This is a genomic window from Acidovorax sp. GW821-FHT10A04 (assembly GCF_059415825.1).
In genome coordinates, this window is sequence record NZ_JBWKNZ010000001.1 from 83,258 (window position 1) to 107,728 (window position 24,471).

Sequence of the window (24,471 nt, forward strand, 5' to 3'; positions counted from 1 at the left end):
CCGTTATGCTGTGTATACACATTAATTGTGACGCCGGGAATTTCCACGCTCCTGGCGCCACGCACAACCCACACCACCCACACGACACCCCACCATGGGACTGTTCTTCCTCAAGCGGTTCATCACCCTCCTGGCGACGCTGATCGGCGCCTCCATCGTCGTCTTCCTGGTGCTGGAAATCCTGCCGGGCAACGCGGCGCAGATGCTCATGGGCCCCGACGCTTCGCCCGATGCCGTGGCCGCCCTGGCCACCAAGCTGGGCCTGGACCAGCCGGCCATGCAGCGCTACTGGGAGTGGATCAGCGGCCTGGTCGTGGGCGACATGGGCAACAGCTATGCCTACAGCACCCCCGTGCTGGAACTGGTGCTCGAACGCCTGGCGCTCACGGTGCCCCTGGCCCTGATGGCCATGGTGATCACCACGGTGCTGGCGCTGATCGCAGGCGTGTACGCCGCCTCGCGCCACAACAGGCTGGGCGACGTGGGCGTGATGGGCCTGGCGCAGATCGGCATCGCCATCCCCAATTTCTGGTTCGCCATCCTGTTGATCCTGCTGTTCTCGGTCAAGCTGCAATGGTTCTCGGCGGGCGGTTTCCCGGGCTGGACCGAGGACGCCGGCGGCAGCCCGCTCGAAGCGCTCAAGGCGCTGCTGCTGCCCGCCATCGCACTGGCCGTGGTGCAGGCCGCCATCCTGGCGCGCATCACGCGCTCGGCCGTGCTCGAGGTGCTGCGCGAGGACTTCGTGCGCACGGCACGCGCCAAGGGCCTGTCGCAGCGCGCGGCGCTCTGGGGCCATGTGCTGCGCAACGCCATGATCCCGGTGATCACGGTGATGGGGCTGCAGTTCGCCAACCTGCTGGCCGGCACCATCGTGGTCGAGAACGTGTTCTACCTGCCGGGCCTGGGGCGGCTGATCTTCCAGTCCATCTCCAACCGCGACCTGATCGTGGTGCGCAACTGCGTGATGCTGCTCGCAGCCATGGTGGTCATCGTGAACTTCGTGGTGGACATCCTCTACGCGGTGATCGATCCCCGCGTCAAAGCCAGCGATATCTAAGCCGAGTCCTTTACCAGACAGCCCGATCCCATGAGCGCCGTTCCCTCCACCCCTTCCATCCGCCCCGCGGGCACGCCGCCGCCCGGCTGGTGGCACCGCGCACTGCGCCACCGCAGCTTCGTCATCGGTGCCGTGCTGTCGCTGCTGCTGCTCGTCGCGGCCAGCCTGTCCCTGGTCTGGACGCCCTGGTCGCCCTACGAGATGGACCTGGCCGTGAAGCTGCAGCCGCCGTCGCTGTCCCACTGGCTGGGCACCGATGCCTTCGGGCGCGACGTGTCCTCGCTGCTGCTGGTGGGCGCGCGCAACTCCATTCTGGTGGGCGTGATCGCTGTCGGCATCGGCCTGTCCATCGGCACGGCGCTGGGCCTGCTGGCGGCCGCCAGGCGCGGCTGGGTTGAAGAGCTCATCATGCGGCTGGCGGACTTCACCTTCGCCTTCCCGGCCATCCTCTCGGCGATCATGATGACGGCGGTGTTCGGCGCGGGCATCGTCAACTCCATCATCGCCATCGGCATCTTCAACATACCGACCTTCGCACGCGTCACGCGCGCCTCGGCCAACGCCGTGTGGTCACGCGAATACATCCTGGCCGCACGCGCCTGCGGCAAGGGCAGCTGGCGCATCACCATCGAGCATGTGCTGCCCAACATCCTCTCGGTGCTGATCGTGCAGGCCACCATCCAATTCGCCATCGCCATCCTGGCCGAGGCCGCGCTGTCCTACCTGGGCCTGGGCACGCAGCCGCCCCAGCCCTCGTGGGGCCGCATGCTCAGCGAGGCACAGACACTGATGTTCCAGGCACCGCTGCTGGCCGTGTGGCCGGGCGTGGCGATCGCCTTCGCCGTGCTGGGACTGAACCTGCTGGGCGACGGCCTGCGCGACCTGCTGGACCCCCGCCTGTCGCGCAAGCGCTGAGTGGCACTGCAAGCAAGAACGACAAGACGACGATGATGAAGACAAAGACCCGCTGCCATGCCTTTGCTTGAAGTCTCCAACCTGCAGATCCGCCTGCAAACCCACCGGGGCCCAGCCGACGCCGTGCGCGGCGTGAGCTTTGCCCTGGAGCGCGGCGAAACCCTGGGCCTGATCGGTGAATCGGGCTGCGGCAAGTCCATCACCGCCATGTCGCTCATGGGCCTCTTGCCCGACAGCGCCCAGGTCAGCGGCAGCATCCGCTTCGACGGCGAGGAACTCGTGGGCCGCACCGACGCGCAGATGTGCCGCATGCGCGGCAACCGCATCGGCATGGTGTTCCAGGAGCCCATGACCGCGTTGAACCCGGTGCACAGCATCGGCCGCCAGGTGGCCGAGCCGCTGCGCCTGCACCGCGCAATGGGCACGGCCGAGGCGCGCAAGGAAGCCATCTCCCTGCTCGACCGCGTGGGCATCCCCAACGCCGCGCAGCGTTTCGACGCCTACCCGCACCAGTTCTCGGGCGGGCAGCGCCAGCGCATCACCATCGCCATGGCCCTGGCCTGCGGGCCCGACCTGCTGATCGCCGATGAGCCCACCACCGCGCTCGATGTGACCATCCAGCAGCAGATCCTGGACCTCATCAGCGACCTGGTGGCCGAGCGCAACATGGCCCTGATCCTGATCTCGCACGACCTCGGCGTGATCTCGCAGAACGTGGACCGCATGATGGTCATGTACGGCGGCAGTGTGGTCGAGAGCGGCTCCACCGCCTCGGTTTTCTCGGCCATGGCGCACCCCTACACACGCGGCCTGTTCGCCGCCCGCCCGCACCTGGGCGCGGTGCATGCACCAGGCCAGCGCCCCCGTCTGTCCACCATCGCCGGCACCGTGCCCGAACTGGTGGACCTGCCCGCCGGCTGCCCCTTCGCTGGCCGCTGCAGCTACACGGTGGACGCCTGCCACCACGAACGCCCCGCCGCCACACTGGTGGCACGCGATGAAGACGGTGACCACGAGGTACGCTGCCTGCGCCGCGATGCCATCGACCAGGCCCTGAGCGCGCAGCAGGCGGTTGAAGTCGTCGAGGTGGCCGCATGAGCAGCACCCAGCCCCCAACTCCGGCCAGCGCCGGCACCACCCTGCTCCAGGTCACCGACCTGGTGCGCGAGTACACGCTGCCGCGCGAGCACCTGTTCCGCCCCCCAGGCAAGGTGCATGCGGTCAACGGCGTGAGCTTCTCCATCGCCTCGGGCCGCAGCCTGGGCATCGTCGGCGAATCGGGTTCGGGCAAGTCCACCCTGGCGCGCACGGTGATGGCGCTCGATGCACCCACCGCCGGCACGGTGCACCTGCTCGGGCGCAACCTGCATGCGCTGCCCCCGGCCGAGCTGCGCCAGGCGCGGCACGATTTCCAAATGGTGTTCCAGGACCCCTATGGTTCGCTCGACCCGCGCCAGACCGTGGAGCGCATCGTCACCGAGCCGCTGCAGGCCCAGGGCGAGACCAGCCGCGCAGCCCAGCGCGAGCAAGCCGGCCAGGTGCTTGCGCAGGTGGGCCTGCGCACCAACGACCTGGACAAGTACCCGCACGAGTTCTCGGGCGGGCAGCGCCAGCGCATCGCCATCGCGCGTGCCCTCATCACGCGCCCGCGCCTGATCGTGGCCGACGAGCCCGTGAGTGCGCTCGACGTCTCCGTGCAGGCGCAGGTGCTCAACCTGATGCAGGACCTGCAGCAGCAGTTCGGCATCACCTACATGCTCATCAGCCACGACCTGGCCGTGGTCAACCACCTGTGCGATGAAGTGGTGGTGCTCTACCAGGGGCGCATCGTGGAGCGCGGCTCGCCGGCCGAGCTGTTCCGCAACGCGCAGCATCCCTACACCCGCTCGCTGGTGGGCGCCGTGCCCCAGGTGCAACCTGGCCGGGCACGGGCACGCCGCGCAGCGGCGGCAGCCAAAAACGCATAACCACAAGTGTTGCCGATGGTGTAAAAAGCTTCCGTGCTCCCCGGTAACAATTTGCACCGGGGCTTTCGTCTGGTTTTTTGTCTGGAGAGTCCGAACATGCTGAACCGCCGTACCGTTCTTGCCACTGGCGCCATTGCCACCGTCCCCCTGGCCACCCCCTTCGCCGCCCTCGCCCAGGGCCGCAAGGATGCCGTGGTGCTGGCCATGACGCTGGAGCCACCAGGCCTGGACCCGACGGCCGGCGCCGCCTCGGCCATCGCCGAGATCGTGCAGTACAACATCTTCGAGACGCTCACCAAGATCAATGCCGACGGCAGCGTCTCGCCGCTGCTGGCCGAGAGCTGGGAAGTCTCGCCCGACCTCAAGACCTACACCTTCAAACTGCGCCGCGGCGTGACTTTCCAGAACGGCGAACCCTTCAACGCCGCCGCCGTGAAGTTCTCCTACGACCGTGCCGGCGGCGAAAAGAGCACCAACAAGGACAAGCGCACCTTCGCCAACCTCACCACGCAGGTGGTGGACGACTACACCGTGGTGGTGCTCAACAAGGACATCGACCCCGACCTGCTGTTCATCCTGGGCCAGGCCACGTCCATCATCGTCGAGCCCAAGAGCGCCGAGGGCAACGCCACCAAGCCCGTGGGCACCGGCCCCTACCAGCTCAATGCGTGGAACAAGGGCTCGTCCGTGGTGCTGGCGGCCTGGAGCGGCTTCCGCGCCCCGGCCAGCATCAAGATCAAACGCGCCACCTTCCGCTTCATCTCCGACCCGGCGGCCCAGGTCGCCGCGCTGCTGGCCGGCGACGTGGACGCCTTCCCGCGCGTCACGCCGCGCAGCGTCGCGCAGTTCAAGGCCAACCCGCGCTTCCAGGTGGTGGTGAGCGGCTCGCGCGCCAAGACCATCCTGGCCATCAACAACGCCAAGAAGCCGCTCGACGACGTGCGCGTGCGCCGCGCCATCGCCGCCGCGGTGGACCGCAAGGCCGTGATCGAAGGTGCGGCCGACGGCTACGGCGCGCCCATCGGCAGCCACTATGTGCCTGGCGCCTTCGGCTATGTGGACACCACCGGCGTGAACCCCTACGACGTGGAAAAGGCCAAGAAACTGCTGGCCGAGGCTGGCGTGAAGACGCCGCTGGAGCTGACCGTGACCCTGCCGCCAACGCCCTATGCGCGCCAGGGCGGCGAGGTGATTGCGGCCCAGCTGGCCAAGATCGGCATCACAGCCAAGCTGCAGAACGTCGAATGGGCGCAGTGGCTCAGCGGCACCTACGGCAACAAGAACTACGACCTGACCATCATCTCGCACGTGGAGCCGTTCGACCTGGGCAACTTCGCCAAGCCCGACTACTACTGGGGCTACAACTCGCCCAAGTTCAACGAGATCTTCAACCAGATCAAGAACGCCGCCCGCCCGGCCGACCGCTCGCGCCTGCTCGGCGATGCCCAGCGCCTGCTGGCCGAGGACGCGGTGCACGCCTTCCTCTACCAGAACCAGTGGATCACAGTGGCCAACAAGAACCTCAAGGGCCTGTGGAAAGACATGCCCGTGTTCGTGAACGACATCTCGGCCCTGTCCTGGTCCTGATGCCAACTGGCAGGGGCTGCACAAGGCCCCTGCCAATGTGACGCCTTGCCCCCGTGCGCTGCCGGCCCCTGCCGGCAGCCGCCCCGCCTTCCCTCCCCAGCCCCTGCCATGAGTGATCTCCACGACCTGCCCGCCCACGCACTGACCGCTGCCTACCGCCAGCGCACGCTGTCCCCCGTCGAGGTCACCCAGGCCGTCCTCCAGCACATCGAGGCCTGGGAGCCCCATATCCAGGCCACCTACCTGCTGCGTCCCGAAGCGGCGCTTGCGCAGGCGCGCGCCTCCGAGGCCCGCTGGGCCCGCGGCGAACCCCTGGGCTTGCTGGACGGCGTGCCCGCCACCATCAAGGAAAACATCGCCACCGAAGGCGACCCGCTGCCCCTGGGGACCGCCGCCGTGGACCTGGTACCGGCCCCGGCCGATGCGCCGCCCGCTGCGCGCATGCGCGAGGCCGGCGCGGTGGTCGTGGCCAAGACCACCATGCCCGACTACGGCATGCTGTCGTCGGGGCTGTCGAGCTTCCACCCGCTGTCGCGCAACCCCTGGGACACCAGCAAGGGCCCCGGCGGCTCCAGCGCCGGTGGCGGCGCAGCCGCGGCGGCCGGCTACGGCCCGCTGCACATCGGCACCGACATCGGTGGCTCGCTGCGCCTGCCAGCCAGCTGGTGCGGCATTTTCAGCCTGAAGCCCAGCCTGGGCCGCATCCCGATCGATCCGCCCTACACCGGCCGCGCCGCCGGCCCCATGACGCGCACCGTGGCCGATGCCGCGCTCATGATGCAGGTGCTCAGCCGCCCCGACGCACGCGACAGCATGAGCCTGCCCGCGCAGGACATCGCGTGGGACCGCTTCGACCAGGGCACCGAGCGCCTGCGTGGCCTGCGCATCGGCCTGCTGCTGGACGCCGGCTGCGGCCTGCCCGTGGACCCCGAGGTGCGCGCCGCGGTGGAGGACGCCGCACGCCTCATGGAGGCGGCCGGCGCCACCATCGTGCCCATGCGCCCCTTCATGACGCAGGCCCTGCTCGATGGCATGGACCACTTCTGGCGCATGCGCTCCTTCACCGACATGCAGGCCCTGCCTGCGGCCAAGCGCGAGAAGGTGCTGCCCTACATCCGCGCCTGGGCCGACAGTGCCGAAGGCATGTCGGGCACCGCGGTGTTCAACGCCAGCCAGCAGTTCCACCTGACGCGCGTGGCCGCGGTCAAGGCCTGCAGCGCCTTCGATTACGTGATCTCGCCCGTGGCGCCCAACGTCGCCTTCCAGGCCGAGCTGCCATCGCCCACCAACGACCCGCTGCGCCCGCTGGAGCACATCGGCTTCACGGTGCCGTTCAACATGTCCGAGCAGCCGGCCGCCTCGGTCAACTGCGGCTATACCAAGGCCGGTCTGCCCATCGGCCTGCAGATCGCGGGCGTGCGCTTCGACGACCTCGGCGTGCTGCAGGTCTCGCGCGCCTTCGAGCTGGTCCGGGGCCCGCAGCGCCCCTGGCCGCAGCCGCCCAAGGGCTGATCGCCATGGACGTCCTGATCCTGTCGATCCTGATCGCCAGCGGCATCTACATGCTCAATGCCAAGGAGCAGCGCAAGCGCATTGCGCTGCTCGGCGCCCACCTGGCCAACTACCAGATCGAAAAGCTCATGGAGGCGCTGACCGAGGGCTACCTGCGTGCCCTGGGCGAAGGCACCGACGAGCGGCGCAGCCAGATCTGGTCGCTGCTGGAGACCACCGAATCGCAGCTGGCCGAGCAGTTCACGCGCTTTGCCGCCGACTTTTCCAAGGTGGACGAGGCCCAGTCCCGCGTGAGCCGCCTGGCCCTGGCCATCCCCTTCGCGCAGGCCATCCTGCCCTCGGCCACCTTCGACATGCGCCGCGCCCTGGCCGTCCACGCACGCGGCATCGCCAGCGTGGCCGAGAACGGCGAGCACCGCGCGCCCAAGGACAAGGCCTTCGTGATGACGGCCGAGCTCTTGCTCATGCAGCACAGCTGCCACTGGTTCTGCAAATCGAAGACCATCGCCACGGCGCGCATGCTGGCGCGCCACAAGACGCCGCACGAGCAGCTCGTGGCCTCGGTGTCGCCCGCCACCCGCACCGCATACCTCGCCCTCATCGAGGGCAAATGAGTTGCCTCAGGACGGGGGGACTGCCTGCCCCGCACAATGCACCGATGCACACCGCCACCGACAGCCTGGGCAACCCCGTCACCCTGCACGACCGGGGCAGCCTTGCGGCGCTGAACGACTTCGTCGAAGGATTCATCGCCTGCGAGGCACGCGCAGTGAATGTGCTCGCAGCCGAGCAGGACCACAGCGCCATTGTGCAGGCCTGCTGCGCGGCGCTGCACATGTTCGCCGAATCGGCCGATGCACCGCGCAATGCGCTTCCCTACCTCGCGCGCGCACAGGCAGCCGCCGGCCAGGCCACGCAGCGCGAGCAGCGCTTCGTCGCGGCCGTGGCTGCCTGGGTCGCGGGCGACCTGCCACGCGCCATTGCGCTGCACGAAGAGCAGGCCCGCCTGCACCCGCGCGACCTGGCCTCGCTCAAGCTGGGCCAGTACCACCTGTTCAACCGCGGCGACTCGCCGGGCATGCTGCGCATCGCGCTGGCCGCCCTGCCGGCCGCGGCCGAGGTGCCCTACCTGCACGGCATGCTGGCCTTCGGCTGGGAGCAGTGCCATCTGCTCGACCGGGCCGAAGCCTCGGCCCGCCATGCGGTGGCCTTGTGCCGCAAGGAGCCCTGGGCCCACCATGCCCTGGCGCACGTGATGCTGACCCAGGGCCGCATTGCCGAGGGCACGGAGTTCATGGCCGGCGTGAGCGACACCTGGACAGGTTTGAACTCCTTCATGGTCACGCACAACTGGTGGCACCAGGCCCTGTTCCTGCTGGAGCAGGAGCGCCATGCCGAGGTGCTGGCGCTCTACGACCAGCAGGTCTGGGGCGTGGTCAAGGAATACACGCAGGACCAGATCAACGCCGTCTCGCTGCTGGCCCGGCTGGAACTGGCCGGCGTGGACGTGGGACGCGCGCGCTGGGACGATCTGGCCGGCCACCTGGCGTTGCGCCTGTCCGACCAGGTGCTGCCCTTCCTGGACCTGCAGTACCTCTACGGCCTGGCGCGCGCTGGCCGCGTGGATGCAGCGCGCACATTGCTGCACCACATCGAAGCCCACGCCGCCAGCCGCACCGAGGCGCACGAGCGCCGCGTGTGGCAGCAGGTCTGCGTGCCCGCGGCCCATGGCTTGCTCGCGCATGCGACCGGGGACTGGGCCATGGCGGCATCGCAGCTGGGCCTGGCCCTGCCGCAGCTGGTGGCCGTGGGCGGCAGCCATGCCCAGCGCGACCTGTTCCACCAGGTCTACCTCGACGCCCTGGCCCGAAGCGGCCAGTGGGCCGCGTTGCAGAACCTGCTGCAGCCCCAGGCCAATGCCCAGCCCGAGTCCTTGCGCCTGGCACGCCAGCTCCAGGCGGTGTATGCCGCCCTGGCCCTCGACGGCGCCCTGCGCTCCACGTAGGACAACGCCGCATGGTGCCGTAGCCGCGCAGCCCGCCGCCACGGCGGCAGGCCGCGGACCGGTGCAAACCCCTGTCTGCACGGGGCCTGCAAAGGGCAATCCGGTTCTAGAATGGGAGCGCACGGTGCCCTGGGGTGCGGTGCCCCCTCCCCCTCCACAGGTCCCCTGTACCTTGCCGCACACCGCCCTCGCCCCCATGCCACCCCAGCCCGCCGCAGCGGTCGATGCACTGCAAGCGCTGCGGCACGCCACGGCCGCACGGCATTCACAACTGGACTCCGGCCTGCCCATCGCCCGCGCCGACGCCAGCCTGGTCGACTACCTGGAGCATGCCCAGGCACTTTCTGCCTGGCTGCAGGCGCTCTGGCCTGCGCTGCAGGACCTGCAGGCGCACACACCCGGCTTTGGCTTCGCGCCTGCAGGGCGGCTGTCTGCGCTGCGCGAGGACCTGGCCAGCCGGCCCTGGCCAAAGCCCAGTAAAACCACCGCACAGTGCCTGGAGCAGGCCCTGGCGCGCCACCCCGGCCAGGCCGATGCCCTGCGCTGGGGCCTGGCCTATGTGGTCGAAGGTTCGCAGCTCGGCGGGCAGGTGCTCTACCGCAGCCTCGCGCCCCGGCTGGCACCGCACCCGCTGCGCTATCTGCAGGGCGATGGGGCGGGCACGGGTGCGCGCTGGAAGGCATTCATGGCGCTGCTGCGCACCCACGTGGCATCGCCCGAGGCCATTGCGGCCGCATGCGATGGCGCGCTGGCCGCCTTCCAGGGCCTGCAGGCGCATTTCGACGCCACGCAAGGAACACCCGCATGACCTCCGGCACGGCCCCCGTGCAGCCCACCACGCTGGACAACTGCGACCGCGAGCCCATCCACATCCCGGGCTCCATCCAGTCCCACGGCGTGCTCGTGGCCGTGGATGCGACCGGTCAGGTGCGCCATGCGAGCAGCAATGCCCAGCCGCTGCTCGGCCATGCGGCACAGCCCGGCGAGCCGCTGCGCGGCAGCCCCCTGGTGGCCAACCATCCCCTGCTGCAGGACTTGTTCGCCGAGGGCCTGGCGGCCCTGGGTGCCTCCACCGATCTGCCCATGCCCACCGAACTGGAGGCGGCAGGCCGCAGCTTCGATGTGGTGCTGCACCAGTCGCACGACCTGCTGGTGATCGAGTTCGAGGCGCGCAAGGCATCGAGCGATGAACTCGCGGGCTTTGCCGTGCAGGCGCACCGCGCGATGGAAAAGCTGCGCCGCCCGCGCGCCTCCATCGACGACCTGTTGCAACTGGCCACGCAGGAAGTGCGCGCACTCACCGGCTTTGACCGGGTGATGGCCTACCGGTTTCGGCCGGACAGCAGCGGCGACGTGGTGGCCGAATCGCGCGCGGACTTCCTCGATCCCTACCTCGGCCGGCGCTACCCGGCCAGCGACATCCCCGCGCAGGCACGGGCCCTGTATGTGGCCAACACGCTGCGCCTGATCGCCGACGTGCGCGCCGCGCCGGTGCCCCTGCAGCAGACCGACGAAAAGCCGCTGGACCTGAGCGCCGCCATCCTGCGCAGCGTCTCGCCGATCCACATCGAGTACCTCAGCAACATGGGCGTGGGCGCGTCCATGAGCATCTCCATCGTCATCAACAACCGGCTCTGGGGCCTGCTGGCCTGCCACCACATGGGGCCGCGGCAGGTGCCCTACAGCGTGCGCATGGCCTGCGACGTGATGGCGCAGATGCTGGGCGCCACCATCCAGGCGGTCCTCGCGCGCAAGCAGGCCGAACGCCAGCAGCAGGTGGCCGAGCTGCGCACGCGCGTGATGGAGAGCGTGCTGCACTCCGACGACGAGTTCGCCGCGCTGTGTACCCACGCGGCAGCCTTAGCCACCTCGATGCACGCAGGGGCCATCATCGTCTCCGAACACAGCAAGCTGTGCATCGAAGGAGAGATCAGCGATACGGCCGCCCGGGCCCTGCTGCATTGGCTTGATGCCACGCACGCCGGTGGCACTCTCTACGCTACCCATGCCCTGCCGCTGGAGGCGCCCGAGGTCGGCGTGCAGCTGGCGCCCTGGTGTGGCGTGCTGGCCCTGCCGCTGGACATGCACCGCGGCAGCTGGCTGGTGTTCCTGCGCAAGGAGCAGATCGAGACCATCCATTGGGGCGGCAAGCCCGAGAAGGAAGTGCGCCCTGGCCCGCTGGGGCCGCGCCTCACGCCGCGCGGTTCGTTCGACCTGTGGAAGGAGATCGTGCGTTCCACCGCCGAACAATGGGCCGGTGACGACCTGGACATCGCCCGCCAGTTGCTCGCCGAACTGGTGCGCGCCCAGAGCGCGCGCCATGCCGAACTGAACAACGCCCGCGCCCACCTGATGGCCGTGCTCGGCCACGACCTGCGCGACCCATTGCACTCCATCAGCATGGCGGCCCGGGTGCTCGAGAAGAACAACGGCACCGACGGCAGCACCGGCAAGCTGGGCCGGCGCATCCAGTCCAGCAGCAGCCGCATGCAGCGCCTGGTGAGCCAGGTGATGGACATGTCGCGCCTGCAAAGCCGACTGGGCCTGGACCTGCAGCCCGCCACCATCGACCTGGTGCAGCTGTTGGCCGACCTGATGGACGAGGCGCGCATGGCCCACCCGGGCATGCAGCTGGTGGGGCACCTGCCGGACAGCCTGCGCGCCGAGGCCGATCCCGACCGCATCGCCCAGGTGTTTGCCAACCTCATCAGCAATGCGCGCCACCATGGCGATGCCGGCCACCCGGTCGAAGTGCATGCGCATGGCTCGCCGGCTGGCCCGGTGGTCCAGGTGCGCAACGTGGCACCGCCCATCGCGCCCGAGGTGGCGGCCGACCTCTTCACCCCGTTCAAGTCCTCCTCCGTGGGCAAGGCACGCAACCGCTCCGGCCTGGGCCTGGGCCTGTACATCGCGCACCAGATCGTGCAGGGCCACGGCGGCCGCATCGGCTACGCCCACGCAGCACCGCATGTGGTGTTCACCGTGCACCTGCCGCTGCGCCCGCCGGGCGCCGCCGACCACTCCTCTTCCTGACCACCATGCCGCTAGAGATCCTTGTCATCGACGACAACCAGGACGCCACCGAACTCCTGGAAGAACTGCTGTCCATGGAAGGCCATGCCGTGCGCACGGCCGCCACCGCGGCGCGCGCGCTGGAGCTGGCCCGCGAGAAGCCCGTGCAGATCTTCCTGGTGGACCAGAACCTGCCGGACATGAGCGGCTCGGACCTGGTGCCCCTGCTGCGCGCGAGCGTGGCCGCGCACGGCGCAGGTCCCTGCTTTGCGATTGCCATCACCGGCATGGCCTCGGGCAACGCCCGCACGGCCGCCGGGCAGATGGGCGTTTTTGACTACATCCTGGGCAAGCCGCTCGACTTCGACGCCTTCGACGCCCTGCTGGCACGCTGCACCGCCGCGCTGCAATCGCCGCCCACCCCCTGAGATTCCTCCAAGGACCACCCCGCCCATGCCTGCCAAGAAGCCCGCCCCCCCTGTGCCCGACACTGCCCGGGAGCTGACGGATGCCGGGCTGCAGCATGCCGTGCTGATGCGTGCCATGCCCGTGCTGCGGCACGACGTGGCCAGCCCCCTGTCGGTGATGCGCATGGGCACCATGCTGCTCAAGCGCCGCCTGGGCCAGGGTGACATGGCGCCCGAGCAGGCCGTGGAACGCGTGGAGCAGATCGAGGAGCAGCTCTCCGAGATCTCGCGCCACATCCGCCGGCTGCGGCTGTGGGACCTGCAGATCAACGACCGCCACACCGTGCTGGAACTGGCGCGCGAAGCCGTGGAACTGGCGCGCCCGATGCTGATGGTGCGCGGCACCGAGATGGAGCCGCTGGCCGAGGATGCCCCCGGCTGGGAGGGCGACGCCAAGGTGCCGCACACGCTGCTGTACCTGGTGCTGGCCGCCATCTACCACCTGGCCGAACAACCCGGCCCGGCGCCTGCCCAGGTCACGGTGGAGCCGGTGGGCGCGCTCGGCGTGCGGGTGCGCGCCCATGGCACGTCGACCGCGTCGGCGGATTTGCTGCCGCCGCCCGAGGCCGGCGGCCCTGCACGGCCACCGGCGTTGGACCTGGCGGCCCTGCTGCAACTGGCGCAGCCTCTCAGGGTCCAGGTCCAGGCTAGCGAGCGGCAGATCGACATCGGCCTGCCGGCCGCCTGAAGCCGCTCGAGGACCTGTCAACACTAATTTCGGGGTCGCGAAGGCCCTAGTCGGCGGCGCTCTCCACCAGCAATTTTTTCTGGTCGTAGACCGGCTGGGGCGGCAGGTCCGCCAGGTGGCGCACGTCGGCCCAGTGCAGCAGTTCGATGGCATCGCCGTCGAGGCGCACGCGGTTGAAGCCGGCGTTCGGGATGTCGCTCTGGCGCGGGCCGTGCAGGCCCACGCCGCGGGCCGTGCGCCAGACCATGTCGAGCACGCCGCCGTGCGTCACCACCATCAGCGTCTTGCCCGCATGCTCCTGCGCCAGGCGGCGCACGGCATCCATCACGCGGGTATGGAACTGGCGCGTGGTCTCGCCACCTGGCATGCCGCCGTCGGCGTCGAAGCGCAGCCAGTTCTCCCAGGCCCCGGCGTGCTGCAGCTTGATGTCGTCCACGCGCATGCCATCGACCAGGCCGAAGCTCTGTTCGCGCAGGCTGGCGTCCACCACATTGTCGATGTGCAGCTGCGGCAAGAGGGTACCCAGCACGGGCTGCGCCGTCTGGCGCGTGCGGATGAGGTCACTGCAGACCAGGTGGTCCACCACCAGCCGCTCTGCGCCCAGGCGCTCGGCCAGGCGGCGTGCCTGCTCGTGGCCGGTGGCGTTCAGGGGCACGTCCACCTGGCCCTGGAAGCGCAGTTCACGGTTCCAGTCGGTTTCGCCGTGGCGTATCAAGATCAGTTCAGTCATCCTGCCCATTATCGAATGCATGCACAGTATTGCAAGCAAGTCCCCTGCCAGTGCTTTCCCTGAAAGCGCTGGCAACGGGTCATGGCAGCGCGCTCCGGGGCTGCCGGCTCGGTTCAGAACCGGATCGGCGCGCCGTGCGTGAGTGCCGGATCGAGCACTTGCGTGGCACCTTGGGCCCCTGCAAGCACGAGCGCATAGGGGCCCTCGCCGCGTGTGGCCAGGTGCCGGGCCAGCGGACCGGCCTCGGTGCGTGGCGCGCTCAGCACCAGGGTGGCGGCACCGGCACGCACCAGGGCCACCTGCACGTCGCTGTGCGGCAGGTCCACCGCCGCACTGGCATGGCCGGCCGGAGCCCCCTGCGGTGGCTCGCCCAGCAAGGCGCGGTAGCGCGCCAGGCTGGCGGGCAGGTCGTGCACGGCGATGGACAGGCTGGCCACACCGAGCGCGCCGTTGGGATGCACGCGCGCATCGCCCTCGGGCACGCGCAGCGCGCGCGGCGTGAGGTCGCCGCACAAGAAGGGCAGGTCGTGCGAGGGCGGGCGGGCCGTCTGCCAGCGCAGCTGTTCGCCGTCGGGCCGCACGCGGCCGCCGTCGTGCGGGCCGCTCAGCGCCAGGCCGCGTGCCTGGGCGGCGGCCACGGTGGTGGCGGTGCCCGGTGGCAGCAAGGCAAAGTCGATGATGCCCTCGCCATGCTGCTGCAGCAGTTGCCACCAGCGGTCGGCGGGTGCCGGCTCGCGCCAGGCGATGAGCTCGAAGTAGCTGCCGTCGGCAAACACCACCAGCGCGTTGTGCGTGGGCCGGCCAGGGTGGTCGCCACCGCGCAACACGTTGAAGCCCAGCGCCTGGTAGTCGGCGATGGTCTTGTCAAGGTCGTTGATCGCGATGACCACATGGTCCAGCGGCAAGCTCAGGACCTGGGCGGGAGTACCTGCGCTCATGCGGCCACCGCCTCTTCGCATTGCAGTGCGGCGGCAGGTGCCTCCGCCTTGGAGTTGGTGAGCTTCACCTCGGCGCGGATGGTCTGCGGGTTGCGCAACAGGTTCAGGATCGGGCAGTTGCGCTCCACCGCCTCGAACAGGGCATCGATGTCGGCGCGGCTCGCGGGCGAGTCGATGTGCACGGTGTAGGCGATCTCGTGCGGCCAGATCGGCGTGGACTCGTGGCCGGGCTTGCCGCCGCGCGGGTCGATGATGCCGGTGACCTCGACTTCCAGGCTTTCCAGCGGCACCTGGCGCTCGGCCGCGTGGATCAGGAAGATGTGGGTCACGCAGGTACCCAGCACGCCCAGCTGCAGCTCGGGCGAGCTCGGCCCCAGGTTGTAGCCCGCGAAGTCGGGCGGGCTGTCGCTGATGACCTGGTGGTCGCGGATGCGCAGGCGGCGCACGCCGCTGCGGCCTTCGGCGCTCACGCGCGCCTTCAATGAGGCGGGCTGGGCGGTGCCCGCGTCGATGGCGGTCTGGCGCGCCAGCACGGCGGCGCGCTTCTCGGCCAGATAGTCGTTCAGATGGGTCATGGCTCGGCGGTTCTCCAATGCGTGCGCGCCGCCGCTGACATCGGGCGGATCACGGACGGTCAGGCCATTGTTCGGGCCACCGCACCCGCTTGGGAAGCCAGAAAACCGAGCGCGCTTATGCGCATTTCAGATATGCCGCCCGGCGGCGCCGACCCTCGTTTTTCAGATAACGATCCTACTTTATATACCGATGCGTTTATGTAGCGTCGCTACCATGAAATGCGTGGACCGGGTCCGCGCCAAGGGGCGGGCCGCGGTGTTTTCCAGGCCATTTTGACTGCCGTTGCGGCGACGAGGTATGAACGTGTTTCCCCTGAAAAAATCGTTGGGCTGGGCTGCCGTGGGCATCCCGGTGTTGGTGCTCGGCGCCCTGCTGGCCGGCTGCTCCAAGAAGGAAGCGGAGCCCACCGCGGCGGCCGGGGGCGGCCCCGTGCAGGGCGGCACGCTTGTGTACCTGGAGCAGCAGGCGCACACCACCCTGTACCCGCCGGCCGGGGGCTTTTACCCCAACGGCGGTGTGCTCAACCAGATCACCGACAAGCTCACCTACCAGGACCCCAAGACGCTGGAGATCCAGCCCTGGATCGCCGAATCCTGGGAGGTGAACGCAACTGCCACCGAGTACACCTTCAAGCTGCGCAAAGGCGTGAGCTTCTCGGACGGCACGCCACTCGACGCTACCGCGGTGGCCAGGAATTTCGACACCTATGGCCTGGGCAACAAGGAGCTCAAGCTGCCGGTCTCGGAGGTCATCAACAACTACGACAAGAGCGAGGTGGTGGACCCGCTCACGGTGAAGTTCTACTTCAAGAAGCCCTCGCCGGGCTTCCTGCAGGGCACCTCGGTGATCGGCTCGGGCCTGGTGTCGCTGGCCACGCTGGCGCGGCCCTTCGAAGAGCTGGGCGACGCGACCAAGATCATCGGCTCCGGCCCCTTCGTCGTGACCAGCGAAACCCTGGGCAAGGAGCTCACGCTCTCGGCGCGCAAGGAATACGCCTGGGGCCCGGCCAAGCTGGCCCACCAGGGCCGCGCACGGCTCGACGAGGTCAAGTTCATCGTCACGCCCGAGGACAGCGTGCGCATCGGCGCGCTGCTGGCCGGCCAGGCCGGCTTCATCCGCCAGGTGCAGGCCTATGACGAAAAGCGCGTGCAGGAGCAGAAGTTCCAGGTCTACGCGCCCTCCACGCGCGGTGTGAACAACAGCGTGGTCTTCCGCCCCGACAACGCCCTGGTGGCCGACGTCAAGGTGCGCAAGGCCCTGCTGCATGCCACCAACACCCAGGAGATCGTGCAGACCCTGTTCTCGGCCAACTACCCACAGGCCAAGTCGGTCATCGCCTCCACGGCGGCCGGCTATGTGGACCTGTCGGCCAAGCTGGCGTACGACGAGGCCGCTGCGAAGAAGCTGCTGGACGAGGCCGGCTGGACCCTGGGCGCCAACGGCCTGCGCCAGAAGGACGGCAAGGAGCTGGTGCTCGCGGCCTACGAATCCCTGCCCCAGCCGCAGAACAAGGAGACCCTGCAGCTCATCGCCCAGCAATGGGCCAAGGTGGGCGTCAAGCTCAACGTGCTGGCCGGCGACAGCGGCAGCCGCACGGTGGACAACCTCGACCCCGAGAAGACCCCGGTATCGCCCGGCATGGTCGGCCGCGCCGACCCCGACGTGATCAAGAGCAACTACTACCCCACCAACCGCAACGTGCTGCTGCAAAAAGGCGGGGTGAGCAGCAAGGTCAAGGGCTTCGTCGACGACAAGCTCAACGGCCTGCTCGACGCCATCGCCGCCGAGACCGACCCGGCCAGGCGCCTGGCGCTGGCGGGCGAGGTGCAGAACTACCTGATCGACCAGGCCTATGTGATCCCGGTGTTCGAGGAACCCCAGGCCTTTGCCGGCGCGCCCTGGGTGCGTGACGTGGGCTTCGAGGCCGTGGGCCGCCCCAGCTTCTACGGCACCTGGGTCAGCAAGCAGCCCTGAACACAAGCTGCAATGCCAGGGACACGAGCATGAACCTGCCCTACCTCGCGCGCCGCATCGGCCAGGCCCTGCTGGTGCTCTGGGCGGCCTTCACGGCCTCCTTCGTGCTGCTGCAGCTGCTGCCGGCTGATGCGATCCTGATCAAGTTCCTGAGTCCCGAGTTCGCCCTGGGCCCGCAGGAGATCGCGGACATCCGCGCCTCCTATGGGGCCGACACGCCCGTGTGGCGCCAGTACCTGCACAGCCTCACCGGCTTCCTCACGGGCAACTTCGGCTATTCGGTGCAGGCCGGCGTCCCTGTCAGCCAGGGCCTGGCCACCAACCTGCCACCCACCCTGCGGCTGGCCAGTTTCGGCTTTGCCACGGCCCTGCTGCTGGCCGTGGCACTGGCCTTCGCGGCGCAGCTGGCGCCGCTGCGCTGGCTGCGCTCGGTCCTGCAGTCGCTGCCCTCGCTGTTCGTCTCGGTGCCGGTGTTCTGGCTGGGCATCATGCTGATCCAGGTCGTGTCCTTCCGCCTGGGCTGGGTCCCGGTGATCAACCCCGGTCGCTGGGAAGGGCTGGTGCTGCCCACGCTGACCCTTGCCGTCCCGATTTCGGCGCCGCTGGCGCAGATCCTCTTGCGCAACATCGACGAGGTGCTGACCCAGCCCTTCGTGGCGGTGGCGCGTGCCAAGGGCGCCACGCGCCACTGGGTGCTGTGGAAGCACGTGGCGCGCAATGCACTGCTGCCCACGCTGACCATCGCCGGCGTGCTCTTCGGCGAGCTGCTGGCCGGTGCCGTGGTTACCGAGGCGGTCTTCGGCCTGAACGGCCTGGGCAGCCTGACCCAGCAGGCGGTGGGCAACCAGGACACGGCCGTGCTGCAGGCCGTGGTGGTGTTCTCGGCCACCGCCTTCGTGCTCATCAACCTGGCCGTGGACCTGCTCTACCCGGTGCTCGACCCACGGTTGCGCCACGCCCCTGGAACCTGACCCATGACCACCCACGCACACACCGCAGGCGATGGCCTGCTGGCAGCGCCCGCACCCTCCTCAGCCGCACCGGCCCTCCAGCGCGTGGCTGCGGTATCGCCCGCATCCTCGGCGCCCCACGCGGCACCTGTGTCGCTCCTGGCACGCAGTACCCGCGCGCTGCGCGCCACGCCGCCCACGCTGCTGCTCGCCTGGGCGGTGATCGCCCTGGTGGCACTGTGGGCGCTGGTGCCGGGCCTGTTCACGGGCCACAACCCCATCCAGGGCACGGCCGGCCACCAGCTGCAGGGGCCGAGCGCCGCGCACTGGCTGGGCACCGACGCCCTGGGCCGCGACGTCTACGCCCGCGTGGTGCATGGAGCCGTGCACTCGCTCTCGGGTGCCTTCGTGGCGGTGGCCGTGGGCCTGGTGCTGGGCACGCTGCTGGGCCTGGTCACGGGCTCGGTGGGCCGCTGGGTGGACGACGCCCTCATGCGCACGGTGGACGTGCTGCTCTCCGTGCCCCCGCTGCTGCTGTCGCTGTCCATCATCATCATCCTGGGCTTTGGCACCATCAACGCGGCCATCGCCGTGGGCGTGGCCTCGGTCGCGACCTTCGCGCGGCTGGTGCGCTCGGAGGTGGTGCGCGTACGCCGCACCGAGTACGTGGAGGCGGCTTTCGGCAGCGGCGGGCGCTTCAGTGCCGTGCTGTGGCGCCATGTGCTGCCCAATTCGCTCACTTCGGTGATCGCCATGGCGGCGCTGCAGTTCGGCTCGGCCATCCTGTCCATCTCCACGCTGGGTTTCCTGGGCTATGGCGCGCCGCCGCCCACGCCTGAATGGGGCCTCTTGATCGCCGAGGGGCGCAATTACATCTCCACCGCCTGGTGGCTCACCACCGTGCCCGGCGTGGTCGTGGTGGCCGTGGTGCTCTCGGCCAATCGCATCAGCGCGGCCATCGCGAAAGGCCGACCATGAGCACCAGCCCTCCCCTCCCCACGCCGGTCCTCGAGGTCGAGGACCTGGCCATTGCCTACCACGACGGGCAGCAGCACGCGCAGCGCGTGGTGCACGGCGTCTCGTTCTCCATCGCGCCCGGCGAGGTCGTGGCGCTGGTCGGCGAGTCGGGCTCGGGCAAGACCACCACGGCCCAGGCCGTGATCGGCCTCCTGGCCGATAACGGCCGGCTCGAACACGGCGCCATCCGCCTGAACGGCACCGACATCGCCGGCTGGCCGCAAAAGCGCCTGGACGGCATCCGCGGCAGCATGGTGAGCCTGATCCCGCAGGACCCGACCAGCTCGCTGAACCCCGTGCGCACCGTGGGCGAACAGGTGGGCGAGATCCTCCAAATCCACCGCCGTGGCGACCGCCGCGCCATCGCGGCACGCGTGCTGGAGCTACTCGAGCGCGTGGGCCTGTCCCAGCCCGCGCTGCGCGCGCGCCAGTACCCGCACGAGCTCTCGGGCGGCATGAAGCAGCGTGTGCTGATCGCCATCGCCATCGCGCTGCGCCCGGCACTCATCATTGCCGACGAGCCCACCAGCGCGCTGGACGTGACCGTGCAGCGGCGCATCCTGGACCTGATCGACGGGCTGCGCCGCGAGGACGGCACAGCCGTGCTGCTGGTCACCCACGACCTGGGCGTGGCGGCCGACCGGGCGGACCGGCTGGTGGTGATGCAGGGCGGCCGCATCCAGGAGCAGGGCCCCACCCAGGCGCTGCTGCGGGCGCCGCAAAGCGCCTACACACGCCAGCTGCTGGCCGATGCGCCCTCGCTCTCGGCAGGCAGCTTTCGCCCCGCGCCTGCAGGCTCGACCGACGCGCCGCAGGACATCGCCATTGCCGTCGAAGGGCTGGTGCACGAGTTCCCGGTGGCGGGGCAGCGGCAGCCGTTCTGCGCGGTCAACGGCGTGTCGTTCCAGGTGCGCCGCGGCACCACGCATGCGCTGGTGGGCGAGTCGGGCTCGGGCAAGACCACCACCATCCGCGACGTGGTGGGCTTTGCGCGCCCCACGGCGGGCCGCATCCTCGTCGAGGGGGTGGACCTGACCACGCTGCGCGGCGAGGCGCTGCGCCAGGTGCGTCGGCGCATCCAGCTGGTGCACCAGAACCCTTTCAGCTCGCTGGACCCGCGCCAGACGGTCTACCAGATCATCGAAGAGCCGCTGCTCAACTTCGAGCCCATCGCGCGGGCCGAGCGCGAGCGCCGCGTGCACGACATCCTGGCGCGCGTGGGCCTGCCGCCGGCCGTGCTGCAGCGCCCGCCTCGCGCCCTCTCGGGCGGGCAGCGCCAGCGCGTGGCGATTGCGCGCGCCCTGGTGCTGGGCCCGCAGGTGCTGGTGCTCGACGAAGCCGTCTCGGCCCTGGACGTGACGGTGCAGGCGCAGATCCTGGCGCTGCTCGACCAGCTGCAGCGCGACCTGGCGCTGACCTACCTCTTCATCTCGCACGACCTGGCCGTGGTGCGCCAGATCGCGGACACCGTCTCGGTGCTGCAGGCCGGCCGCCAGGTGGACGCGGGGCGCGTGCAGGACGTGTTCCTCTCGCCCGGCAGCGACTACACGCGCGAACTCATCACCGCCATCCCCGGCCATGCCGCCCCAAGGAACAACGACCGTGCCCTCCACCCCATCCACGACACCCACCACCACGCCTGGGCCGAAGCGCCTGGGCTTCTTCAGCAGGCTGCTTGACGACGCCCCGGCGGGCGAGCGCTACCGCCTGGTGGCCGAGCAGATCGCCCATGCCGAGGCCCTGGGCTTCGACGCGGCCTGGGTCGCGCAGCACCACTTCCACGAGCATGAGGGCGGCTTGCCCTCGCCCCTGGTCTTCCTGGCACACGTGGCGGCGCGCACCCACCGCATCCGACTGGGCACGGGCATCATCACCCTGCCGCTGGAAAACGCCGTGCGCGTGGCCGAGGACGCCATCGTGCTCGACCTGCTCGCGGGCGGCCGGCTCGAAGTGGGCGTGGGCACGGGCGGCACACCCGAGTCGTTCGCGGCCTTCGGCCTCCACAGCGAGGACCGCTCGGCGATCTTTGACCGGCAGCTGGCCGTGCTGCGCACAGCCTGGGCCGGCCAGCCCCTGCCGGGCGGCGACACGCTCTACCCCGCGGGCCGGCAACTGCTGGGCCGCATCTGGCAGGCCACCTTCTCCGTGGCGGGGGGCACACGGGCCGGGCTGGCGGGCGACGGGCTCATGCTCTCGCGCACCCAGCCGCGCACCGACGAAGCGCCCCATGCCACGCTGGCCGAGATCCAGAACCCCATCGTCGACGCCTACCTGGCCGCCCTGCCCGCGGGCAGCACGCCGCGCATCGTGGGCTCGCGCAGCCTGTTCGTGGCCGACAGCCGGCAGGAGGCGCTGCGCCTGGCCGATACCGGCCTGCGCCGCGCGGCTGCGCGCTTCGCAGCGCAGGCCGCCAAGTCGGGCACCGCGCCCCGGCTGGGCCCCGATGCACCGCTGGAACAGCTGATCGCCGCCTACGACGTGCACCTGGGCACGCCCGAGGACGTGATCGCCTCGCTGCGCGCCGACACCACGCTCGAGCGCGTGACCGATCTCGTGTTCCAGGTGCATTCCATCGATCCGCCGCACGCGGCCATCCTGCGCTCCATCGAGCTCACGGCCACCGCGGTGGCGCCCGCCCTGGGCTGGGTGCCGCGGCACCCGCCCGCGGCCACGCCCCGCGCCCCCCACCTCCAACCCATCACGGAGCCCGCATGACCCAAGCTGCCAACACCGCACCCGACGTGATCGACCTGCTCGCCGGCATCCAGCCGGGCGACCGGCTCGACACCATCCGCCGCCACCGCCTGCAGGCGCGCACCCACGCCCAGCAAAGCCACCTGGCCCTGTTCGAGCCGGCGCAGTTGCTCCCGGGAAGCCGTTTCACCCTGGCCGACCGCCAGGCCGTGGCGGCCTTCGTGGCCGGCCTGCACCAGCAGCCCGATGCCACGGCCTTCTACAACGCCTCGCTGGCCTCCGAAGGAGCGCGCCAGGCCCGCCCCGGCGTGCCCCAGGCCATCGCGGCCGAGGTGGTGCGCGGCGCGGCCAACGGCCCCTATGGCAGCTACCCGCCCGGCCCGCTGAGCGAAGAAGACCAGGCCGGCCCGGCCTACACCGTGGGCGAGGTACAGCGCGCCGTGCTGGGCAAGCCGCTGTCGGCTGCGCTCGAACACGCGCACCTGCTCACCTTCCACCCACGCGACGCCAGCCCGGCCGCGCTGCAGGCGCTGCTCGACGCGGGCTGGGGCAAGACCGACATCGTGACCCTGTCGCAGCTGGTCGCCTTCCTGGCGTTCCAGATCCGCGTGGTGGCCGGGCTGCGCGCCCTGGCCGCCGCGCCGGTCCCACGCACCACCACCCCATCCAGTGAGGAGACACAGGCATGAGCGATACCACCCTTTCGCACCCAGGCAGCCAGGAACCGGTGGCCTTCACGCAGGCCCAGCTCAACTGGCTGCCCTGGCTTGCACCCCTGCCCGAGGCCGAGCTGACCGACCGCCACCTGGCCGGCCTGGTGGACGCAGCGCGCGCCAAGTCGCCCTACTTCATGCTGCTGGCGCGCGACCCCGACATCCTGGGCGCCCGCACCCGCACCGACAAGGACATCTTCTACAACCCCGACGCCGGCCTGCCGCGCGCCGAGCGCGAGCTGTCGGCCACTGCCACCTCGCGCCACAACGGCTGCATCTACTGCGCCTCGGTGCATGCGCGCTTCGCCGCGCATTTCTCGGGCCGCGCGGACGATGTGCAGCGCCTGCTCGACGAAGGCACGGACACCGACCTGGGCCCGCGCTGGAATGCGATCACCCAGGCATCGGTGGCGCTCACGGACACCCCCCTGGACTTCGGCACCGAACACATCACGGCGCTGCGCGACCAGGGGCTGGACGATTTCGCGATCTCGGACGCGCTGCACGGCGCGGCCTTCTTCAACTGGGCCAACCGGCTGATGCTGTCCCTCGGAGAACCCCAAGAGGCCGCCGTGAAGGTTTGATCACCGCATCGGCACGATGAGCACCTTGCGGCGCGGGGTGCAGCCCGGCCCGTCGTAGGGCGGGCTGTCCTTGACCCAGCCGGCGCCCGGCGAGGTCTGGGTGCAGACGCGCTGGCCGTCGACCTTGCTGCGCCAGTAGAACCAGGGGGCCGGTGCTGCGAGCGCAGCCGTGGCGGCGACGGTGCAGGCCAGTACCCCAGCCCACAGCCGGCACGCCTGGATCGAAGCGGCAGCACCTGTCATGGCGCCATTGTGGCCGCCAGGGGCATGGGCGCGGTGACGATCCAGCCCTCCAGCGGGTCCAGGCCGGGCGGCAGGCCGTAGAGCGCATCGCCCTCGGCATGGCGCTGCTCGGCCCAGCCGGCCTGCAGCATGCACAGCACAGCGTCCAGGCTGTCGCCGCTGGCATCGGCCACCAGGGCATCGCGCTGCGCGTGGCTGAGCTTCAGGCGCAGGGCCAGGCGCGTCTGCCCCAGCTCCAGCGCGGTCACCAGGTCCTTGCGCGCAATGAGGCGCTCGGGGGTCTGCTTCGCCACATCGTCGCTCTTGTAGCTGCGCCGCTGCAGCACCTCGCGCGCGAGCAGGCCGGGGTAGGCCTCCAGCGCCACGCGCGTGGGATCGCCCGCATGCAGGCCCGGCAGGTGCACGCCGGCTTCGAGCAGCAGGGGCACGCCCGCGTGCAGCATGTAGGCCACGGGCGGGTTCACCCATTTCATCGACGGGCTGGAGCCCGCGGGCCCATCGGTGGCGCGGTGCGCGAACTTGCCGCCCACGGGGCGCGCGTCGCAGAAGGCGGCAAAGGCATCGCGGATCTGCGCGCGCGTGAGCGCCTGGTAGTGCTGCATGCTGGCATGCCACTGCAGCGGCCAGCCCAGGGTCTGCAGCAGTTCGCGCGGCAGGCCGAAGGGCATGTCGAACCCGCCCACCCAGGGCCGCGGCTCGGCCAGCCAGCGGCCCACAGCCGCCAGCGTTTCCAGGCGCACCAGCCCGGTGAGCTGCACGCGCGCACCCTCGCGCCGGCCCAGGGCCAGCACCACGGGTTTGCGCCGCGTGGGGCTGCTCGAAAAATCGCACCCGAGCAGCAT

At 70.1% G+C, this 24,471-nt stretch carries 24 protein-coding genes; 19 read left to right on the forward strand and 5 right to left on the reverse strand.

The annotated features are described in order from the left end of the window. The first annotated feature begins 94 nt into the window (after positions 1-94). The 12 genes from AC07PF_RS00425 to AC07PF_RS00480 all read left to right on the forward strand — a co-directional run bounded on the left by AC07PF_RS00425 (position 95) and on the right by AC07PF_RS00480 (position 13,210). Entirely contained in the window at positions 95-1,057 is a 963-nt protein-coding gene (locus AC07PF_RS00425) for an ABC transporter permease (RefSeq protein WP_007855880.1), read from the forward strand. Positions 1,058-1,087: 30 nt separating this feature from the next. Next, complete coding sequence (locus AC07PF_RS00430; RefSeq protein WP_007855879.1) at positions 1,088-1,972, forward strand: ABC transporter permease; 885 nt, start codon at positions 1,088-1,090, stop codon at positions 1,970-1,972. A 57-nt stretch (positions 1,973-2,029) separates the two neighbouring features. Further along, on the forward strand, positions 2,030-3,070 hold the full coding sequence (locus AC07PF_RS00435) for an ABC transporter ATP-binding protein (protein ID WP_494610514.1): 1,041 nt from the start codon (positions 2,030-2,032) through the stop codon (positions 3,068-3,070). Further along, positions 3,067-3,939: an ATP-binding cassette domain-containing protein gene (locus AC07PF_RS00440; protein ID WP_494610515.1), complete on the forward strand. Its 873-nt coding sequence runs from the start codon at positions 3,067-3,069 to the stop codon at positions 3,937-3,939. The genes AC07PF_RS00435 and AC07PF_RS00440 overlap by 4 nt, the downstream gene beginning before the upstream one ends. Before the next feature lie 96 nt (positions 3,940-4,035). Then, positions 4,036-5,526, forward strand: a complete 1,491-nt coding sequence (locus AC07PF_RS00445; protein ID WP_494610516.1) for an ABC transporter substrate-binding protein — start codon at positions 4,036-4,038, stop codon at positions 5,524-5,526. Positions 5,527-5,634: 108 nt separating this feature from the next. Further along, positions 5,635-7,038 (forward strand): amidase, encoded by a 1,404-nt coding sequence (locus AC07PF_RS00450; protein WP_494610517.1) that lies wholly within the window; start codon positions 5,635-5,637, stop codon positions 7,036-7,038. Positions 7,039-7,043: 5 nt separating this feature from the next. Next, positions 7,044-7,652 carry a hypothetical protein gene (locus tag AC07PF_RS00455; protein WP_494610518.1) on the forward strand — a complete coding sequence of 203 codons (609 nt, stop codon included), beginning with the start codon at positions 7,044-7,046 and terminating at the stop codon, positions 7,650-7,652. A 44-nt stretch (positions 7,653-7,696) separates the two neighbouring features. Then, a complete protein-coding gene (locus AC07PF_RS00460) occupies positions 7,697-9,043 on the forward strand; it encodes a tetratricopeptide repeat protein (protein ID WP_494610519.1) in 1,347 nt (448 codons plus the stop codon). A gap of 196 nt (positions 9,044-9,239) precedes the next feature. Further along, positions 9,240-9,851 carry a biliverdin-producing heme oxygenase gene (locus tag AC07PF_RS00465; protein WP_494610520.1) on the forward strand — a complete coding sequence of 204 codons (612 nt, stop codon included), beginning with the start codon at positions 9,240-9,242 and terminating at the stop codon, positions 9,849-9,851. Next, positions 9,848-12,076, forward strand: a complete 2,229-nt coding sequence (locus tag AC07PF_RS00470; protein ID WP_494610521.1) for an ATP-binding protein — start codon at positions 9,848-9,850, stop codon at positions 12,074-12,076. The genes AC07PF_RS00465 and AC07PF_RS00470 overlap by 4 nt, the downstream gene beginning before the upstream one ends. A gap of 5 nt (positions 12,077-12,081) precedes the next feature. Beyond that, a complete protein-coding gene (locus tag AC07PF_RS00475) occupies positions 12,082-12,483 on the forward strand; it encodes a response regulator (protein WP_007855867.1) in 402 nt (133 codons plus the stop codon). Between the two features lie 25 nt (positions 12,484-12,508). Then, positions 12,509-13,210 (forward strand): hypothetical protein, encoded by a 702-nt coding sequence (locus AC07PF_RS00480; protein ID WP_494610522.1) that lies wholly within the window; start codon positions 12,509-12,511, stop codon positions 13,208-13,210. Positions 13,211-13,256: 46 nt separating this feature from the next. Here AC07PF_RS00480 and AC07PF_RS00485 read toward each other — a convergent pair whose 3' ends face one another. The 3 genes from AC07PF_RS00485 to AC07PF_RS00495 all read right to left on the reverse strand — a co-directional run bounded on the left by AC07PF_RS00485 (position 13,257) and on the right by AC07PF_RS00495 (position 15,453). Next, positions 13,257-13,940 carry a histidine phosphatase family protein gene (locus AC07PF_RS00485; protein WP_494610523.1) on the reverse strand — a complete coding sequence of 228 codons (684 nt, stop codon included), beginning with the start codon at positions 13,938-13,940 and terminating at the stop codon, positions 13,257-13,259. A 113-nt stretch (positions 13,941-14,053) separates the two neighbouring features. Further along, positions 14,054-14,851, reverse strand: coding sequence for a VOC family protein (locus tag AC07PF_RS00490; RefSeq protein WP_494610994.1), 798 nt, complete (start codon positions 14,849-14,851; stop codon positions 14,054-14,056). Positions 14,852-14,874: 23 nt separating this feature from the next. Continuing rightward, positions 14,875-15,453: an OsmC family protein gene (locus AC07PF_RS00495; RefSeq protein ID WP_494610524.1), complete on the reverse strand. Its 579-nt coding sequence runs from the start codon at positions 15,451-15,453 to the stop codon at positions 14,875-14,877. A gap of 298 nt (positions 15,454-15,751) precedes the next feature. Between AC07PF_RS00495 and AC07PF_RS00500 the strand changes: the two genes are divergently transcribed. The 7 genes from AC07PF_RS00500 to AC07PF_RS00530 are packed head-to-tail and all read left to right on the forward strand — an operon-like array spanning position 15,752 to position 23,386. Then, complete coding sequence (locus AC07PF_RS00500; protein WP_494610525.1) at positions 15,752-17,428, forward strand: TIGR04028 family ABC transporter substrate-binding protein; 1,677 nt, start codon at positions 15,752-15,754, stop codon at positions 17,426-17,428. 29 nt (positions 17,429-17,457) lie between these two features. Continuing rightward, positions 17,458-18,399 carry an ABC transporter permease gene (locus AC07PF_RS00505; protein WP_007855856.1) on the forward strand — a complete coding sequence of 314 codons (942 nt, stop codon included), beginning with the start codon at positions 17,458-17,460 and terminating at the stop codon, positions 18,397-18,399. A gap of 3 nt (positions 18,400-18,402) precedes the next feature. Continuing rightward, the gene (locus AC07PF_RS00510; protein ID WP_494610526.1) at positions 18,403-19,356 is read left to right on the forward strand and encodes an ABC transporter permease; all 954 of its coding nucleotides are present in this window, start codon (positions 18,403-18,405) and stop codon (positions 19,354-19,356) included. Next, the gene (locus tag AC07PF_RS00515) at positions 19,353-21,074 is read left to right on the forward strand and encodes a dipeptide ABC transporter ATP-binding protein (protein ID WP_494610527.1); all 1,722 of its coding nucleotides are present in this window, start codon (positions 19,353-19,355) and stop codon (positions 21,072-21,074) included. The genes AC07PF_RS00510 and AC07PF_RS00515 overlap by 4 nt, the downstream gene beginning before the upstream one ends. Further along, positions 20,998-22,110 carry a putative FMN-dependent luciferase-like monooxygenase gene (locus AC07PF_RS00520; RefSeq protein WP_494610528.1) on the forward strand — a complete coding sequence of 371 codons (1,113 nt, stop codon included), beginning with the start codon at positions 20,998-21,000 and terminating at the stop codon, positions 22,108-22,110. The genes AC07PF_RS00515 and AC07PF_RS00520 overlap by 77 nt, the downstream gene beginning before the upstream one ends. After that, positions 22,107-22,778, forward strand: coding sequence for a CMD domain protein (locus AC07PF_RS00525; protein ID WP_494610529.1), 672 nt, complete (start codon positions 22,107-22,109; stop codon positions 22,776-22,778). Before AC07PF_RS00520 ends, AC07PF_RS00525 begins: the two co-directional genes overlap by 4 nt. Beyond that, a complete protein-coding gene (locus AC07PF_RS00530; RefSeq protein WP_007855850.1) occupies positions 22,775-23,386 on the forward strand; it encodes an alkylhydroperoxidase domain protein in 612 nt (203 codons plus the stop codon). The genes AC07PF_RS00525 and AC07PF_RS00530 overlap by 4 nt, the downstream gene beginning before the upstream one ends. Here the strand turns inward: AC07PF_RS00530 and AC07PF_RS00535 are convergent, their stop codons facing one another. Both AC07PF_RS00535 and AC07PF_RS00540 read right to left on the reverse strand, forming a co-directional pair. Further along, on the reverse strand, positions 23,387-23,629 hold the full coding sequence (locus tag AC07PF_RS00535) for a hypothetical protein (protein ID WP_145699528.1): 243 nt from the start codon (positions 23,627-23,629) through the stop codon (positions 23,387-23,389). It abuts the gene before it with no gap. Beyond that, positions 23,626-24,471 carry a DUF429 domain-containing protein gene (locus AC07PF_RS00540; RefSeq protein ID WP_494608677.1) on the reverse strand — a complete coding sequence of 282 codons (846 nt, stop codon included), beginning with the start codon at positions 24,469-24,471 and terminating at the stop codon, positions 23,626-23,628. Before AC07PF_RS00540 ends, AC07PF_RS00535 begins: the two co-directional genes overlap by 4 nt.